Origin of the sequence: Kitasatospora terrestris (assembly GCF_039542905.1) — a bacterium.
Taxonomy (GTDB): domain Bacteria; phylum Actinomycetota; class Actinomycetes; order Streptomycetales; family Streptomycetaceae; genus Kitasatospora; species Kitasatospora terrestris.
On record NZ_BAABIS010000001.1, the window covers coordinates 3,516,449 to 3,531,636 of the forward strand.

The following is a 15,188-nucleotide window of genomic DNA, read 5'->3' on the forward strand; positions in this document are numbered from 1 at the left end:
TCGCGGTGCACACGCCGCACTTTTGTGCTGCTCGCGCGCGGTGCCCGCGTCCTGCACGCCGTCCGACGGCCTTCCGCGCCCGGCGCGCCACCCGGTTGCCGCAGCACACCCGTCCAAACCTATTGCCCCGTTTGTCCGTTTTTATAGCTTCTGTGGGGTCATTGACTGTTGTGCCGGTCTGTGGGTGACTTGTCCTGTTGGTTGGCGTAAGTCATATTTCCAGGTGTCCCTACCGGCCCCGTGCAGCCTCGCCGCACCATCCTCGCCGAGCTGTCAGGTCCCGAGTCCTCGAAGGGTATGAGCCATGGCAGATTTCTCCCGCCTCCCCGGCCCCAACGCCGACCTGTGGGACTGGCAGCTGTCCGCCGCCTGCCGCGGCGTGGACAGCTCGCTCTTCTTCCACCCGGAGGGCGAGCGCGGGGCCGCCCGGAGCTCGCGCGAGGCGAGCGCCAAAGAGGTGTGCATGCGCTGCCCGGTACGCGCCCAGTGCGCCGCCCACGCCCTGGCGGTGCGCGAGCCCTACGGCGTCTGGGGCGGACTGACCGAGGACGAGCGCGAGGAGTTGCTGGGCCGGGCCCGCAACCGGCTGGCCGAGGTGCCGCTGGCCATGCCGAGCACCATCCGGCGCTGACCGCGCCGGCCGTGCCGGCCGTGCCGGGCGGCGCTCAGCGCGGGGCCGCCGCCGCCTCCAGCTGATCCAGCATCAGCGCCACCGCCGGGACCTCCGCCAGGTCCGGCAGGGTCAGCGCCACCACCTGACGGCGGGCCGGCCCGCCGACCGCCGCCCGCACCGGTACCGCGACCACCCCGGTGTGGCGCACCGACTCCAGCGCCAGCCCCGGCAGCACCGCCACTCCCAGCCCGGCCGCCACCAGGCCGACCACCGCGGGGTAGTCGTCGGTCGCGAAGTCGATCCGGGGCTCGAAGCCGGCGTCCGCGCACAGCTCCACCAGGTGCCCCCGGCACTGCGGGCAGCCCGCGATCCACTGCTCGCCGGAGAGCTCCGCCAGCTCCACCGGGCGGTCGGCGCCGCGGTCCGCCAGCGGGTGCCCCTCCGGCACCACGCCCACCAGCGGGTCGTCCAGCAGCGGGCGCACCACCAGGTCCGACCAGTCGTTCGCCGCCGCCGAGGCGGCCGCCTCCAGCGCCGCCTCGGCCCGCGCCTCGCGCGGCGTGGCGTGCGGCGACGGGCGGAAGGCGGCGCCGCCCTGCGAGTCCGGGTAGCGGAACGCCAGCGCCACCTCGCACTCGCCGCCGCGCAGCATCGTCAGCGACTCCGGCGGCTCCGCCTCCACCAGCGACACGCGCACCCCCGGACGGGCGGCACGCAACCGGGCGACGGAACGCGGCACCAGGGTGGAACTCGCGGTCGGGAACGACACCAACCGCACCCGTCCGGCCCTCAGTCCGGCGATCGCCGCGACCTCCTCCTCGGCGGCGGACAGGCCCGCGAGGATCCCCGTGGCGTGCTTCAGCAGCACCCGGCCGGCCTCGCTCAGCTGCATGCCCTTGCCCGAGCGCACCACCAGCGGGGTGGCCACCGACTTCTCCAGCGCCTTCATCTGCTGGCTCACCGCCGGCTGGGTGCAGCCCAGCTCCCGGGCGGCGGCGGAGTAGGACCCGGTCCTGGAGACGGCACGCAGGACACGCAGATGGCGGGCTTCGATCACGGGGTCAACGATACGGAAAGCGCCAGGGGCGCGAGGAATGGTTCCTCGCGCCCCTGGTCAGCTGTTCAAGCCGTGCCGCGTGCCTCAGTGGCTGTGGCCGTGGCCGCCGTGCGAGTGGCCGTGCCCGTTGTCGGCCTCCTCCTCCTTCTTCTCCACCACGAGGGTCTCGGTGGTGAGCAGCAGGGAGGCGATGGAGGCGGCGTTCTCCAGGGCGGAGCGGGTGACCTTGACCGGGTCGATGACGCCGGCCTTCAGCAGGTCGCCGTACTCGCCGGTGGCGGCGTTGAAGCCGTGGCCGGCCTCCAGCTCCGCGACCTTGTGGGTGATGACGTAGCCCTCGAGGCCGGCGTTCTGGGCGATCCAGCGCAGCGGCTCGGCGAGCGCCTTGCGGACGACCGCGACACCGGTCGCCTCGTCGCCGGTCAGGCCGAGGCCGTCGGCCAGCACCTTCTGGGCGTGCACGAGGGAGGCGCCACCACCGGCGACGATGCCCTCCTCGACCGCGGCGCGGGTCGCGGAGATGGCGTCCTCCAGGCGGTGCTTGCGCTCCTTGAGCTCGACCTCGGTGGCCGCGCCGACCTTGATGACGCAGACGCCGCCGGCCAGCTTGGCCAGGCGCTCCTGCAGCTTCTCGCGGTCCCAGTCGGAGTCGGTGTTGGCGATCTCGGCCTTGATCTGGTTGACCCGGCCGGCGACCTCCTCGGAGGCACCGGCGCCGTCGACGACGATGGTCTCGTCCTTGGTGACGGTCACGCGGCGGGCGGTGCCGAGCACCTCCAGGCCGACCTGGTCGAGCTTGAGGCCGACCTCCTCGGAGACGACCTGGCCGCCGGTGAGGGTGGCGATGTCGCCGAGGATGGCCTTGCGGCGGTCGCCGAAGCCCGGGGCCTTGACCGCGACCGCGTTGAAGGTGCCGCGGATCTTGTTGACCACCAGGGTGGAGAGCGCCTCGCCGTCCACGTCCTCGGCGATGATCAGCAGCGGCTTGGAGGCGCCGGCCTGCAGGACCTTCTCCAGCAGCGGCAGCAGCTCCTGGATGGAGGAGATCTTGCCCTGGTTGATCAGGATGTACGGGTCCTCGAGGACGGCTTCCTGGCGCTCCGCGTCGGTGACGAAGTACGGCGACAGGTAGCCCTTGTCGAACTGCATGCCCTCGGTGAAGTCCAGCTCCACGCCGAAGGTGTTGGACTCCTCGACGGTGATCACACCGTCCTTGCCGACCTTGGCGATGGCCTCGCCGATCAGCTCGCCGACCTGCGGGTCCTGCGCGGAGAGGGCGGCGACGGCGGCGACGTCCTCCTGGCCCTCGATCTCGCGGGCGATGGAGAGCAGGTGCTCGGAGACGGCGGCGACGGCCTTGTCGATGCCCTTCTTCAGGGCGGCCGGGCCGGCGCCGGCGGCGACGTTGCGCAGGCCCTCGTTGACCAGGGCCTGGGCGAGCACGGTGGCGGTGGTGGTGCCGTCGCCCGCGACGTCGTTGGTCTTGGTGGCGACCTCCTTGACCAGCTGCGCGCCGAGGTTCTCGTACGGGTCGTCGAGCTCGACCTCGCGGGCGATGGTCACACCGTCGTTGGTGATGGTGGGGGCGCCGAACTTCTTGTCGATGACGACGTTGCGGCCCTTGGGGCCGATGGTCACCTTGACGGTGTCGGCCAGCTTGTTGACGCCGCGCTCCAGCGAGCGGCGGGCGTCCTCGTCGAACTGCAGGGTCTTCGCCATGATCCCGTTTCCCTAGGGTTGTGCTGCCTACGTGAACCAACAACCGCGCCCCGGGCCCCTGTCAGTACTGACACGGATCCGGGGCGGGCTGGAACGACTTACTTCTCGATGATCGCGAGGACGTCGCGAGCCGAGAGGACCAGGTACTCCTCGCCCTGGTACTTCACCTCGGTGCCGCCGTACTTCGAGTACAGGACGATGTCACCGACGGCGACGTCGAGCGGCAGGCGCTGGCCGTCCTCGAAGCGGCCCGGGCCGACGGCCAGGACGACGCCCTCCTGGGGCTTCTCCTTGGCGGTGTCCGGGATAACCAGGCCGGAGGCCGTGGTGGTCTCGGCGTCGAGCGGCTGGACCACGATGCGGTCCTCGAGCGGCTTGATGGCAACCTTGCTGCTGGTGGTCACGTCCGAGCTCCCCTTCGGAGATTACGGGGTTGTCTAACAGGTAGGGGGCGATGACCGCACGTCTGCCGTCGCGGGGGTCAGACACGCTCCATCGCGTTAGCACTCTCCCTGGGGGGAGTGCCAGGAACGACCTTAGGACGCCGTTAGCACTCAGTCAACCAGAGTGCCAACAGCGTCGCGCGGAACTCGCGCGGACCCGGGGGAGAATGGTCCCGTGGAGATCGAATCGTTCCGGGCGCTGCTGACCGGTCAGGGCCGCGACCTGCTGGCCGAGCTGCGGGAGTTCACGCCGTCCGAGGAGCTGGCGCTGGCCACCCGGCTGCGCCGGGACCACCCGGCCGAACTGGTCCGGGCCGCGTTCGAGCAGGCCCGGCTGCGACAGCGGGCCCGGGACAAGTTCGGCGCGGACGCCGAGGCGATGTTCTTCACCCCGGACGGCGTCGAGCAGGCGACCCGGCGCAGCGTCGCCGACTGGCGGGCCCGGCGCTTCGCCGGGCTCGGCGTGGCGCGCCTCGCCGACCTGTGCTGCGGGATCGGCGGCGACGCGATCGCCCTGGCCCGCGCCGGGGTGGCGGTGCTGGCGGTCGACCGCGACCCGCTGACCTGCGCGGTCGCCGAGGCGAACGCGGCGGCGCTGGGCCTGGCCGAGCTCGTCGAGGTGCGCTGCGCGGACGTCTCCGAGGTCGACACCACCGGGTACGACGCGGTCTTCACCGACCCGGCGCGGCGCACCTCGCGGGGCCGGGTGTTCGACCCGGAGGCGTACTCGCCGCCGCTGTCCTGGGCGGTCGAGGCGGCCCGGCGCACCCCGTACGGCGCGCTGAAGGTCGCCCCGGGCATCCCGCACGAGCTGGTCCCGGACGGTGCGGAGGCGGAATGGGTCTCCGACCACGGCGACGTGAAGGAGGCGGTGATCTGGTTCGGCACGGGGGCGGCCGCCCCGCACCGCGCCACCCTGCTCCCGGGCGACCGGACGCTCACCGGCGGCGACCTCCCGGATCCGGAGGCCGGCCCGGTCGGCCGCTACCTGTACGAGCCGGACGGCGCGGTGATCCGCGCCCACATGGTCGCCGAGGTGGCCGCGCAGGTCGGGGGCCGGCTGATCGACCCGATGATCGCGTACGTCACCTCCGACCGACTGGTGCCCACCCCGTTCGCGCACGCCTTCGAGCTGACCGACGTCCTGCCGTACAACGTCAAGAAGCTCAAGGCGCTGCTGCGCGAACGGAAGGTCGGCACCGTGGTGATCAAGAAGCGCGGCATGTCGGTCACCCCGGAGGAGCTGCGCCGCCAACTGAAGCCCTCCGGGCCGAACACGGCGACGGTGATCCTCTCCCGCACCGACCACGGGCCGCTGATGATGCTGGGTCAGCCGGTCGGGGCCTGGATGTAGTCCTCCAGGCGGGCGACCGCGAAGCCCTGCTCGTGGATGCGGCGCAGCATCTCGGCGAACATCTCGGTCATGGTCTCGCCCTTGAGGTCCTTGGGGCCGCGGAAGTGGGCGAGGATGATGTCGCCGGGCTTCAGCTTCTTGTCGGCGGCCTGGTACTGCATGTCGTGGATCTGCATGGACTCGCGCCAGAGCACGATCGCGCGCGGACCGCACTGCTGCACCGCGGTGTTGAGGGCCGCCGTGTTGGCGCCGTCGCCGTAGGGCGGGCGGAACAGCAGCGGGGCGGTGCCGTACTGCCCGGTGAGGGCGGTCTGGGCGTCGCAGATCTCGGAGTGCTGCTTCTCGGCCGGGACCTTGCTCATGATCGCGTGGTCCACGGTGTGGTTGTGGATGTGGTTGCCGAGCGCCTGGAGCGGCTTGAAGTAGCCGTAGTCGTCCTTGACGATGTCGCGGGTCAGGAACATCGAGACGGGGACCTTGAGGTCGGTCATCATCTCGACGAACCTCGGGTCCTTCTCGGCGCCGTCGTCGATGGTGATGAAGACGACCCTGTCCTTGGTCGGCACCTCGCTGAACACCGGCACGGCACCGGACCCGGCCAGCTTGATCGGCTTGTCGGCGGGCGCGGCCGGGGCGGCGGCGAGCGGCTGCAGACCCCACTTGGCCCACCCGGCGCCCGAGCCGGCGGCCGCTGACGCGGCGGCAGGACCGGACGCCGAGGGCGCGGCCGCGGGGGCCGAAGAGGCGGGTACGGGGAGGTTGTTGGCGGAGCTCGGCGCGGATCCCCCGCAGCCGGTGGCGGTCGCCAGCAGGGCCAGCACGGCCACCGCGCCGTACGTCTTCTTCACCGTTACCGCTCTCCCCGGAATCGCCCAGCGACGTCTCAGGGAACGCTACTCGACGTGGGTGCGGCTGAATGTCCACCTGTGGACGGGTCTTGCCAGCAGATCGGCGGGGGTCTCGGGCGCGTCCGCGGCCTCGCCCGTCCACCAGGTGATCAGCAGCACCCGCTCGCCCGGCGCGGTGAGCACCTCGGCGCGCTCCAGGCCGGGCGTGCCGCGCAGCGCGGGCAGCGCGACCTCCCGGACCCAGGCGTGCAGTTCGGGCCCGCGCCCGTCGGCGGCGCGGGCCTCCCACATCCGGGCCAGGGTCACGAGGAGAGCGCCCGGTGGGCGTGCGCGTGGACGTCGCCGTGCTCGGCCGGGGTGCCCGGCACGTGCGTCTCGGTGACCGGCAGCGAGGAGTCCGCGGACAGGTCGAAGGAGGACGCGGCGCGGTTCCGCCAGACCATCTCGGAGCCGAGCGCGGCGACCATCGCGCCGTTGTCGGTGCACAGGCCCGGCCGGGGCACCCGCAGCACGATGCCGGCCTTGTCGCAGCGCTGCTGGGCCATCTCGCGCAGCCGGGAGTTGGCGGCCACGCCGCCGCCGATCATCAGGTGGTCGACGCCGTTGTCCTTGCAGGCGCGGACCGCCTTGCGGGTGAGCACGTCGGTGACGGCCTCCTGGAAGGACGCGGCGACGTCGGCGACCGGCACCTCCTCGCCGGCCCGGCGCCTGGCCTCCACCCAGCGGGCGACGGCGGTCTTCAGGCCGGAGAAGGAGAAGTCGTACGCCGGGTCGCCGGCGTTGCTCAGGCCGCGCGGGAAGGCGATGGCCTTCCCGTCGCCCTCGCGGGCCATCCGGTCGACCACCGGGCCGCCGGGGAAGCCGAGGCCGAGCACCCGGGCGACCTTGTCGAAGGCCTCGCCGGCGGCGTCGTCGATGGTGGCGCCGAGCGGGCGGACGTCGCTGGTGATGTCGGAGGACAGCAGCAGCGAGGAGTGGCCGCCGGAGACCAGCAGCGCCATGGTCGGCTCGGGCAGCCGGCCGTGCTCCAGCTGGTCGACGCAGATGTGCGAGGCGAGGTGGTTGACGCCGTACAGCGGCTTGTCGAGCGCCCAGGCGTAGGCCTTGGCGGCGCTGACGCCGACCAGCAGGGCGCCGGCCAGGCCGGGGCCGGCGGTGACCGCGATGCCGTCCAGGTCGCTCGCCTTGACCCCGGCGGTGTCCAGGGCGCGCCGGATGGTGGGGACCATCGCCTCCAGGTGCGCGCGGCTGGCGATCTCCGGGACGACGCCGCCGTAGCGGGCGTGGTCGTTGACGCTGGAGGCGACCGCGTCGGCGAGCAGGGTGGTGCCGCGGACGATGCCGACGCCGGTCTCGTCGCAGGAGGTCTCGATGCCGAGGACGAGGGGTTCGTCAGCCATGGTCAGGGTCCTTGGATTCGTGAGCTTCGTGCGTGGGGTGGTCGAGGCGCATCACCAGCGCGTCCACGTTGGCCGGCTGGTAGTAGCCGCGGCGGATGCCGACCGGCCGGAACCCGTGGCGCTCGTACAGCTGCTGGGCGCGGGCGTTGTCGACCCGCACCTCCAGCAGCAGTTCGGCGCAGCCGCGGCGGCGCGACTCCTCGATCAGGTCGGTGAGCAGGGCGCCGCCGAGGCCGCGGCCCTGTCGTTCGGTGTCGACGGCGATGGTCTGGACGTCGCTCTCCCCACCGACCGCCATCAGCCCGGCGTAGCCGAGGATCGCGCCGTCCGGGTCGGTGGCGACGGTGTAGTGCCGGGTGCCGCCGTCGTGCGCCTCGGCCAGCTCGGACCAGTACATGCCGCGCGACCAGGCGTCCTCGGGGAAGAGGCGCAGTTCGAGTTCCATGACCGGCTCGATGTCCCACCACCGCATGGGTCGCAGGGTGACCGCGGTCATTGCGGGAGCACCGCCTTGTAGCCGGCCGGCACCTGGGCGTCCGGGCGGCGCAGGTAGAGCGGCGCGTTGGCGAGCAGTTCGCGGCCGGCGGCCAGCTCGGCCGCGGCGAAGTCGGCGAGCGCGCCGGCCGAGACGTGCTCGGGGCCGCTCGCCCCGCCGAGGCCGTACAGCAGCGCGCCGGCGCCGACCGACCGCTCGACCGGCGGGAGTTCGGCCGGGCGGTCGACGGCGGGGCCGGCGGTGCGGCGGCCCTCGGCGTCGTAGGCGGCCCAGTAGACCTCCTTGCGCCGGGCGTCGGTGGCGACCGTGATCGGCCCCTCGACGCCCTCGCGGCGGGCCTGGTGGGCGATCGCGTCCAGGGTGCAGACGCCGTGCACGGGCAGGCCGAGCGCGTCGCCGAGCGCGGCGGCGGTGACCAGGCCGACCCGCAGGCCGGTGTACGGGCCGGGGCCGACGCCGACCGCGATCCCGGTCAGGTCGCGCTTGTCGACGCCCGCCTCGCGCAGCACCCGGTCGACGGTGGGCAGCAGCAGTTCGCCGTGGCGTCTGGCGTCCACCTGGAACGCTTCGGCGAGGACGGCCGTGCCGTCGTGGACGGCGGCGGTGACGGCGGGGGTTGCGGTGTCGAACGCGAGCAGCAGCACGGCTCCAAGGTTAGAGGGTGCCGGGCGGGGCGCAGGACCACCCGGGAACACCATCCGATGAGTCGGGCTGCGCGGTGCGGAGCTGGCACGATGGGCGCGGAGAGCTGATGCGGGCACGAGCCGACGGTGGGAGCTGACGTGGCGAAGCTGGGTCCTGGTGTGGTGGTCGGCGGTCTGACCGCGGGTGCGCTGGCCGTGGTGGGCGTGCTGGCCTTCCAGGCGAGCGGCGCGCCGGGCCGGGCCGCGGCCGCGCCGAGCGCCCCGGCCTCCGCCTCCGCCTCCGCTTCGCCGTCGCCCTCCGCGACCGTCGCGGGGCCCGCGCTGCCCGCCGAGTCGGGCACCGGGCTGCGGGTGGTGTACGCCGTGAAGGACCACCAGGTGTGGCTGGTCGACCCGAAGAAGACGCCGCAGGTGGTGGCCGCGTTCAAGGTCTCCCCGGGCTCGGTGGACCCGGCGGTGGGCACCTACACGGTGTACGGCCGGACGGCCTCCGGCACGGGCACCGACCAGCGGCCGATCGAGCACGTGGTGCGGTTCGCCAAGCAGGGCGAGACGGTCTTCGGCTTCAGCGCGCTGGTCGACGAGAAGGCGCCGGCGCCGTCCGCCGCCGCGGGCCTGAAGACCGGCGGCATCCGGGCCTCCCGGGCCGACGGCCAGACGCTGTGGGACTTCGCCCCGACCGGCACCCGGGTGGTCGTGCTCCCGTGACGGCCGGTCGCGCGCTAGATGATTGATGCCAAGGGCTCGCTGGCACGCATGACATGAAGCGAGGGAGTCCAAAGGTCGGTTGTGACGCCTAACCTGGACTCCCTCGCGACCGCACTCTACGTGAAGACCGACGACCTGCTGAAGGAATCGCCGTACCTGGCGCCGTGGCGCCCCGCTGTCGGCATCGCACCCCGGCTCACGGACGCGGAACTGGTCACCCTCGCGGTGATGCAGGCACTCCTCGGCTTCACCTCCGAACGCCGCTGGATCCGCCACGCCTCGTCCCATCTGCGGCACCTGTTCCCCTACCTGCCCGGGCAGTCCGGCTACAACCGGCGGCTGCGCAAGGCCGCCGACCTGATCGCCCAGGTCAACCGCCTCCTCGCGACGGACACCTCCCTGTGGACCGACACCGTGTGGGTCGTCGACTCCACGCCGGTGGAGTGCGGGCGCTCCCGCGAGACCGCAAAGCGCTCGGACCTGGCCGGATGGGCCGAGTACGGCTACTGCGCCAGCCACTCCCGGTACTTCTGGGGCCTGCGCCTGCACCTGGTGTGCACCCTGCAGGGCCTGCCCGTCGCCTTCACTCTCACCGGAGCGAAGGCCGACGAGCGGCAGACCCTGCTCGGCATGCTCCACACCGAACCCGGCCTCGTCGCCGCCCGCCCGGGCCAGACCCTCATCGCCGACCGGCACTACTACGGCCGCGCCTTCGAACACGAACTGGCTGAGTGGGGCGTCCACCTGCTGCGGCCGGCCCGCAGGGGCGAACCCCCACGAGCCGGATCCGCCCTGTTCAAACCGCTCCGACAGGTCATCGAGTCCGTCAACCAGACCTTCAAGGCCCAACTCGACCTCGAACGCCACCAAGGCCGCACCCCGGGCGGTGTCATGGCCCGCGTCCTACAACGCATCCTCGCCCTGACCTGCGCGATCTGGCACAACGACCGCACCGGCCAGCCCATCATGCGCTCGCTGACCGCCTATGACCACTAACCCTTCGCATCATTCATCTAGGCGGCCCTGGGGGCGCGCTCCGGCGGGGTGGAGACGGCGGCGGCCGCCCGGCAGGCGGCCAGCAGCGCGCTCATCGGCACCTCGGCCGGGGCCTGCTCGGGCCGGGCGGGCTGCTCGACGGGTCGGGGCCGCTCGGCGGCCGGGGTGGTGCTCGACATGGGGCGCCTCCCAGTTAGGCATACCTAACCTGTGACGGCCATCCCATCACGGGCGCGCGCCCCGCCGCAACACCCCGGGGGCGGACCGGTTACGAACCGACCGGCCGCTCACCCATTTCGGTGAGATCCACGCCGGCCCAGCGCCCGCCCAGACCCGTGAGGGTGACCGTGCGCGGATCGCTGTCGTCGGTGGCCTCCGCGCCGATCGCCCGCTCGATCCGGACCTCCAGCCGGTCCTCGGACAGCTGCTCGACCTTGCCCTCGCCCCACTCCACGACCACCACCGACTCGGGCAGCGAGACGTCCAGGTCGAGGTCCTCCATCTCGTCGAGGCCGCCGCCGAGCCGGTACGCGTCCACGTGCACCAGCGCCGGGCCGTCGCCGAGCGGGGGGTGCACCCGGGCGATCACGAAGGTCGGCGAGGTGACCGCGCCGCGCACCCCGAGCCCCTCGCCGAGGCCCCGGGTCAGCGTGGTCTTGCCCGCACCGAGCTCGCCGGAGAGCAGCACCAGGTCGCCCGGGCGCAGCAGCGCGGCCAGCTCCCGGCCGAGGCGGTTCATCCGGGCGGCGGAGTCGACGGTCAGAGTGGTCCGGTTTCCCATCGGGGGGCGGTGTCCTTCCCTCAGTGTTCGCGGTCAGTCCGGGCCGTCCGCCAGGTCCTGGACGGACGGCGGGAGCGGCGCGGCGTGGGCGTGCGCGGCGGCGGCCACCAGCAGCGCGGCGAGCTGCCGGTCGACGGTCCCGGGGCGCTCCAGCATCACCAGGTGCCCGGCGTCCGGGACCAGGACCGGCTCGACGCCGGGCAGCGCCCGGGCGATCGCCTCGCTGTGCCCGGGCGGGGTGAGCAGGTCCCTGGTGCCGGCCAGCACCAGGGTGGGGATGTCCTTCAGGACGGCCAGGGCCGCCTGCTTGTCGTGCGCGGAGAACGCCGGGTAGAACTCGGCGACCACGTCGATCGGGGTGGCGTCCAGCAGCTGCTCGGCGAACCGCACGACGGCCGGGTCGACGTCCTTGGTGCCGAACGAGAAGCGCCGGTAGAACACCGCGCTGACGTCCGCGCCGAACCGCCGGGTGGCCTCCACCAGCTCGACCTGGCGCCCCAGCATCCGCACCACGCCCGGCGCCACCCGCTTGAACAGCCGGGCGCCGGCCGCGGGCAGGCCCAGCGTCACCGAGTCCCAGTCGCTCGCCAGGGTGCCGATCAGCGCGACCCCGGCGACCCGCTCGCGGAACAGCTCCGGGTGCCGGTCGGCCAGCGCCATCACCGTCATGCCGCCCATCGAGTGGCCGACCAGCACCAGCGGGCCGGTCGGCGCCACGGTGTCCACCACGGCCTTCAGGTCGGCGCCCAGCTGGTCGATCGAGGCCGGGTCCCCGGCCAGGTACGAGCGCGAGCGCTCGGAGCGGCCGTGGCTGCGCTGGTCCCAGAAGACCAGCCGCAGGCCCTCGCGCAGGGCGGCCCGCTGGAAGTGCCAGCTGTCCTGGTTCAGGCAGTAGCCGTGGCAGAACACCACGGTCAGCGGCTCGCCGCCGGCGGTGCGCCGCGCCGCGCCGAAGAGCGGCCGGCCGGCCGCCCGGACCAGCGCGCCGGAACCGCCCAGCACCCCGGGCAGCCCGCTGCGGTCCACCGGCGCCTCGCCGCGCCGGCGCGGGAACCAGCCGCGCCGCGAGCCGTCCTCCTCCGGGTGCACCTGCACCGGGTCCGGCCAGCCGGTGCCGTCCAGCTCCACGTACAGCTCGGTGCCGTCCGGGGCGGGGACGGTCCGCGGGCGGCCGCGGAGCGAGCCGAACGGCGCGGCGGCGTCCAGCTCCTCGCGGGCCCGGCGCATCGCCCGGCCCATCGTCAGCCGCTCGATCGCCACACCGGCGGCGGCGCCCGCCGCCACCACGCCCAGCGAGATGCCGATCAGCCCGGCACGGCTCACCCCGGTCGCGGCCCCGGCCGCCCTGGCGACCTGCGCGACCGGATTCGAGGCGTCCGGCTCGGTCACGCGGTGACCCCGCCGACGTACCGGCGCGGCACCCGCGAGCCGATCCGGGTGATGATCTCGTAGCTGATGGTGCCGCAGGCCCGGCCCCAGTCCTCGGCGGTCGGCTCGCCGTGCTCGCCGGAGCCGAACAGCAGCACCTCGGTGCCGACCCCGGGCGTGTCGCCCCCGAGGTCCACCACGAACTGGTCCATCGCCACCCGGCCGGCGACCCGGTACCACTTGCCGCCGATCTGGACCGGGCCGGTGTTGCTCGCGTGCCGCGGCACGCCGTCCGCGTAGCCGACCGGCACCAGGCCCAGCGTGGTGGGGCCCGGCGTCGTGTAGTGGTGCCCGTAGCTGACCCCGTGGCCGCCCGGCGCGCTCTTCACCAGCGCCAGGCGCGCCGTCAGCGACATCACCGGGCGCAGCCCGTAGTCGGCCGGCCCGCCGAGGTCCGGCACCGGCGACAGCCCGTACATCGCCAGACCCGGCCGGACCAGGTCGTAGTGCGACTGCGGGAGCGTCAGGGTGGCCGGCGAGTTCGCCAGGTGCCGCACCTCCGGACGCACCCCGGCGCCCTCGGCGAAGGCCAGCGCCGCCGCGAAGGAGTCCAGCTGGGCCTGGATCGAGGGGTGGCCCGGCTCGTCGGCGGCCGCGAAGTGCGACCACAGGCCGACCACCTCCAGCAGGCCCTCCGCCTGGGCGCGCAGCGCCTCGTCCACCAGGTCCGGCCAGTCGTGCGGCTGGCAGCCGTTGCGACCCAGGCCGGTGTCCACCTTCAGGTGCACCCGGGCGGACACCCCGGTCTCCCGGACCGCCGCCAGCAGCTCGGCCAGCGCCCAGCGGCCGCTCACCGAGACGTCGATCCGCTGCCGCAGGGCCTCCTGCCAGGGGCCGCCCGGCGTCCACAGCCAGCACAGGATCCGGGCCCGGTCGGGGCCGATCCCGGCGGCGCGCAGCGCCAGTGCCTCCTCCGGCGTGGCCGTGCCCAGCCAGCGGGCGCCCGCCGCGACCGCCTCCCGCGCGCACCGGACCGCGCCGTGGCCGTAGGCGTCCGCCTTGACCACCGCCATCAGCTCCGGCCCCGCCACCCGCTCACGGAGCGCCGCGAGGTTGTCGCGCAGCGCACCCAGGTCGATCGTCGCCTCGGCGCGGGCCCCCGTGGTGAGGGCCGCCGTCCCGGTGGTGTTCGCAGTCGTCATCACCCTCAGTCTCCCAGACGGAAGGCCCGAGTCCCGCTAGGGGCTCGACCGCCGTCGATTCGCGGCTCCGCCGCGCGGGCGACACCGACCGTGCGACGGGCCGGCCCGCGACCCGTCCCCCGGCTCCCCGTCAGAACCGCACGTGCTCCGCGACCTCCATCGCCGTGATCGGCGTCCGCCGCTCCGCCGCGTCCCGTCCCGCCATGCCGTGCAGGTACGCCCCCACCGAGGCCGCGTCCAGCGGCGCCAGGCCGGCGGCGAGCAGCGAACCGGTGAGCCCGGACAGCACGTCGCCGCTGCCCGCGGTGGCCAGCCACGGCGTGCCCGTCGCGTTCACCCGGACGCCGCCGCCGGGGTCGGCGACCACCGTGGTCGAACCCTTGAGCAGCACGGTCGCCCGGTACGCCGCCGCCAGCCGCCGGGCGGTCGCCAGCCGCGCCGCGGCCGCCGCGTCGGCGGGCGGCGGCGGCCCGCCCAGGGCGCCGGCCAGCAGCCGCGCCGCCTCCCCGGCGTGCGGGGTGAGCACGGTCGGCGCGGTCCGGTCGCGCAGCGCGTCCGGGCCGAGCCGGGCCAGCTCGGTCAGCCCGTCCGCGTCGACCAGCACCGGGACGTCGGAGGCCAGCGCCTCGGCGAGGGCCGCGCCCGCGCCCTCGCCGCCGCCGGGGCCGACCACCCAGGCCTGCACCCGGCCCGCGCCGCCCGGCGTCCCCTCGGTGACCAGCACCTCCGGGAAGCGCCGCACCACCTCCTCGGCGGCCGTCCCGGCGTACCGCACCGCGCCGGCGCCGCCGCGCAGCGCGCCCGCGACGGCCAGCACCGCCGCCCCCGGGTAGCGCGCCGACCCGGCCGCGACGCCCACCACGCCGCGCCGGTACTTGTCGCTCTCGGCCGCGGGCCGCGGCAGCAGCCCGGCCACGTCCTGCTCCTGCAGCGCCGTCACCGGCGCGGGCGGCAGCTCCAGCCCGATGCCGACCAGGTGCAGCACGCCCGCGTACGACGCCCCCGGGTCGATCAGCAGACCCGGCTTGTACGTGCCGAAGCACACCGTCACGTCCGCCCGCAGCGCGACGCCGTCGACCTCGCCGGTGTCGGCGTCCACCCCGCTCGGCACGTCCACCGCGACCACCGGGCCGCTCCGCCGCATCCCGGCGTACGGCGCGGCCGCGGGGCGCAGCCCGCCCCGCCCGCCGATCCCGACGATGCCGTCGAGCACCAGGTCGGCCCGCTCGAACTCGGCCGGGTCGGCCGTCACCCGCCCGCCCGCGGCCAGCAGCTCGGCCAGCCCGTCGGCGTGCGCCCGCTCCGGCGTCAGCAGCACCACCCGCACCGACGCGCCGCGCCGGGCGAGGCGGGCGCCCGCGTACAGCGCGTCGCCGCCGTTGTCGCCGCTGCCCGCCAGGACCAGCACCCGGCTGCCGTACACCCGGGGCAGCAGCCGCACGCACACCGCGGCCAGTCCGGCGGCGGCCCGCTGCATCAGCGTCCCCTCCGGCAGCCGGGCCATCAGCGCGGCCTCCGCCGCCCGTACCTGCTCGACCGCGTGCGCGTGCCGCATCCGT

17 protein-coding genes are annotated in these 15,188 nt (G+C 74.4%); 4 read left to right on the forward strand and 13 right to left on the reverse strand.

The annotated features are described in order from the left end of the window. The first annotated feature begins 304 nt into the window (after positions 1 to 304). The gene (locus tag ABEB06_RS15955) at positions 305 to 631 is read left to right on the forward strand and encodes a WhiB family transcriptional regulator (protein ID WP_345697531.1); all 327 of its coding nucleotides are present in this window, start codon (positions 305 to 307) and stop codon (positions 629 to 631) included. A 34-nt stretch (positions 632 to 665) separates the two neighbouring features. Here ABEB06_RS15955 and ABEB06_RS15960 read toward each other — a convergent pair whose 3' ends face one another. The 3 genes from ABEB06_RS15960 to groES form a co-directional block, all read right to left on the reverse strand. Further along, on the reverse strand, positions 666 to 1,670 hold the full coding sequence (locus tag ABEB06_RS15960; RefSeq protein ID WP_345697532.1) for a LysR family transcriptional regulator: 1,005 nt from the start codon (positions 1,668 to 1,670) through the stop codon (positions 666 to 668). Positions 1,671 to 1,754: 84 nt separating this feature from the next. Next, a complete protein-coding gene (gene groL, locus ABEB06_RS15965) occupies positions 1,755 to 3,389 on the reverse strand; it encodes a chaperonin GroEL (protein WP_345697533.1) in 1,635 nt (544 codons plus the stop codon). A 98-nt stretch (positions 3,390 to 3,487) separates the two neighbouring features. Continuing rightward, complete coding sequence (groES, locus tag ABEB06_RS15970) at positions 3,488 to 3,793, reverse strand: co-chaperone GroES (protein ID WP_014136232.1); 306 nt, start codon at positions 3,791 to 3,793, stop codon at positions 3,488 to 3,490. Between the two features lie 214 nt (positions 3,794 to 4,007). On the opposite strand from groES, the gene ABEB06_RS15975 reads away from it, so the two are divergent. After that, positions 4,008 to 5,186: a class I SAM-dependent methyltransferase gene (locus ABEB06_RS15975; protein ID WP_345697534.1), complete on the forward strand. Its 1,179-nt coding sequence runs from the start codon at positions 4,008 to 4,010 to the stop codon at positions 5,184 to 5,186. On the opposite strand, the gene ABEB06_RS15980 is transcribed toward ABEB06_RS15975, so the two are convergent. Genes ABEB06_RS15980 through tsaB form a run of 5 tightly spaced genes read right to left on the reverse strand, consistent with a single transcriptional unit; the run spans position 5,162 to position 8,574 of the window. Then, positions 5,162 to 6,034 (reverse strand): polysaccharide deacetylase family protein, encoded by an 873-nt coding sequence (locus ABEB06_RS15980; protein WP_345697535.1) that lies wholly within the window; start codon positions 6,032 to 6,034, stop codon positions 5,162 to 5,164. The two genes, ABEB06_RS15975 and ABEB06_RS15980, sit on opposite strands and share 25 nt — an antisense overlap. 45 nt (positions 6,035 to 6,079) lie before the next feature. Further along, positions 6,080 to 6,340 (reverse strand): hypothetical protein, encoded by a 261-nt coding sequence (locus ABEB06_RS15985; protein ID WP_345697536.1) that lies wholly within the window; start codon positions 6,338 to 6,340, stop codon positions 6,080 to 6,082. Beyond that, positions 6,337 to 7,434 (reverse strand): tRNA (adenosine(37)-N6)-threonylcarbamoyltransferase complex transferase subunit TsaD, encoded by a 1,098-nt coding sequence (gene tsaD, locus ABEB06_RS15990; protein ID WP_345697537.1) that lies wholly within the window; start codon positions 7,432 to 7,434, stop codon positions 6,337 to 6,339. Before tsaD ends, ABEB06_RS15985 begins: the two co-directional genes overlap by 4 nt. Further along, the gene (gene rimI / locus ABEB06_RS15995; RefSeq protein ID WP_345697538.1) at positions 7,427 to 7,906 is read right to left on the reverse strand and encodes a ribosomal protein S18-alanine N-acetyltransferase; all 480 of its coding nucleotides are present in this window, start codon (positions 7,904 to 7,906) and stop codon (positions 7,427 to 7,429) included. The genes tsaD and rimI overlap by 8 nt, the downstream gene beginning before the upstream one ends. A gap of 20 nt (positions 7,907 to 7,926) precedes the next feature. Then, positions 7,927 to 8,574: a tRNA (adenosine(37)-N6)-threonylcarbamoyltransferase complex dimerization subunit type 1 TsaB gene (tsaB, locus tag ABEB06_RS16000; protein ID WP_345697539.1), complete on the reverse strand. Its 648-nt coding sequence runs from the start codon at positions 8,572 to 8,574 to the stop codon at positions 7,927 to 7,929. A 138-nt stretch (positions 8,575 to 8,712) separates the two neighbouring features. Between tsaB and ABEB06_RS16005 the strand changes: the two genes are divergently transcribed. Continuing rightward, complete coding sequence (locus tag ABEB06_RS16005; protein WP_345697540.1) at positions 8,713 to 9,282, forward strand: hypothetical protein; 570 nt, start codon at positions 8,713 to 8,715, stop codon at positions 9,280 to 9,282. 81 nt (positions 9,283 to 9,363) lie between these two features. Then, a complete protein-coding gene (locus ABEB06_RS16010; RefSeq protein ID WP_345694694.1) occupies positions 9,364 to 10,278 on the forward strand; it encodes an IS982 family transposase in 915 nt (304 codons plus the stop codon). A 17-nt stretch (positions 10,279 to 10,295) separates the two neighbouring features. On the opposite strand, the gene ABEB06_RS16015 is transcribed toward ABEB06_RS16010, so the two are convergent. From ABEB06_RS16015 to ABEB06_RS16035, 5 genes are all read right to left on the reverse strand, one after another. Beyond that, a complete protein-coding gene (locus tag ABEB06_RS16015) occupies positions 10,296 to 10,457 on the reverse strand; it encodes a hypothetical protein (protein ID WP_345697541.1) in 162 nt (53 codons plus the stop codon). An 89-nt stretch (positions 10,458 to 10,546) separates the two neighbouring features. Further along, complete coding sequence (gene tsaE, locus ABEB06_RS16020) at positions 10,547 to 11,059, reverse strand: tRNA (adenosine(37)-N6)-threonylcarbamoyltransferase complex ATPase subunit type 1 TsaE (protein WP_345697542.1); 513 nt, start codon at positions 11,057 to 11,059, stop codon at positions 10,547 to 10,549. 33 nt (positions 11,060 to 11,092) lie between these two features. Next, positions 11,093 to 12,448: an alpha/beta fold hydrolase gene (locus tag ABEB06_RS16025; protein ID WP_345697543.1), complete on the reverse strand. Its 1,356-nt coding sequence runs from the start codon at positions 12,446 to 12,448 to the stop codon at positions 11,093 to 11,095. Continuing rightward, positions 12,445 to 13,629: an alanine racemase gene (alr, locus tag ABEB06_RS16030; RefSeq protein WP_345697544.1), complete on the reverse strand. Its 1,185-nt coding sequence runs from the start codon at positions 13,627 to 13,629 to the stop codon at positions 12,445 to 12,447. Before alr ends, ABEB06_RS16025 begins: the two co-directional genes overlap by 4 nt. 130 nt (positions 13,630 to 13,759) lie before the next feature. Next, positions 13,760 to 15,184, reverse strand: a complete 1,425-nt coding sequence (locus ABEB06_RS16035; RefSeq protein WP_345697545.1) for an NAD(P)H-hydrate dehydratase — start codon at positions 15,182 to 15,184, stop codon at positions 13,760 to 13,762. Positions 15,185 to 15,188: the final 4 nt, after the last annotated feature.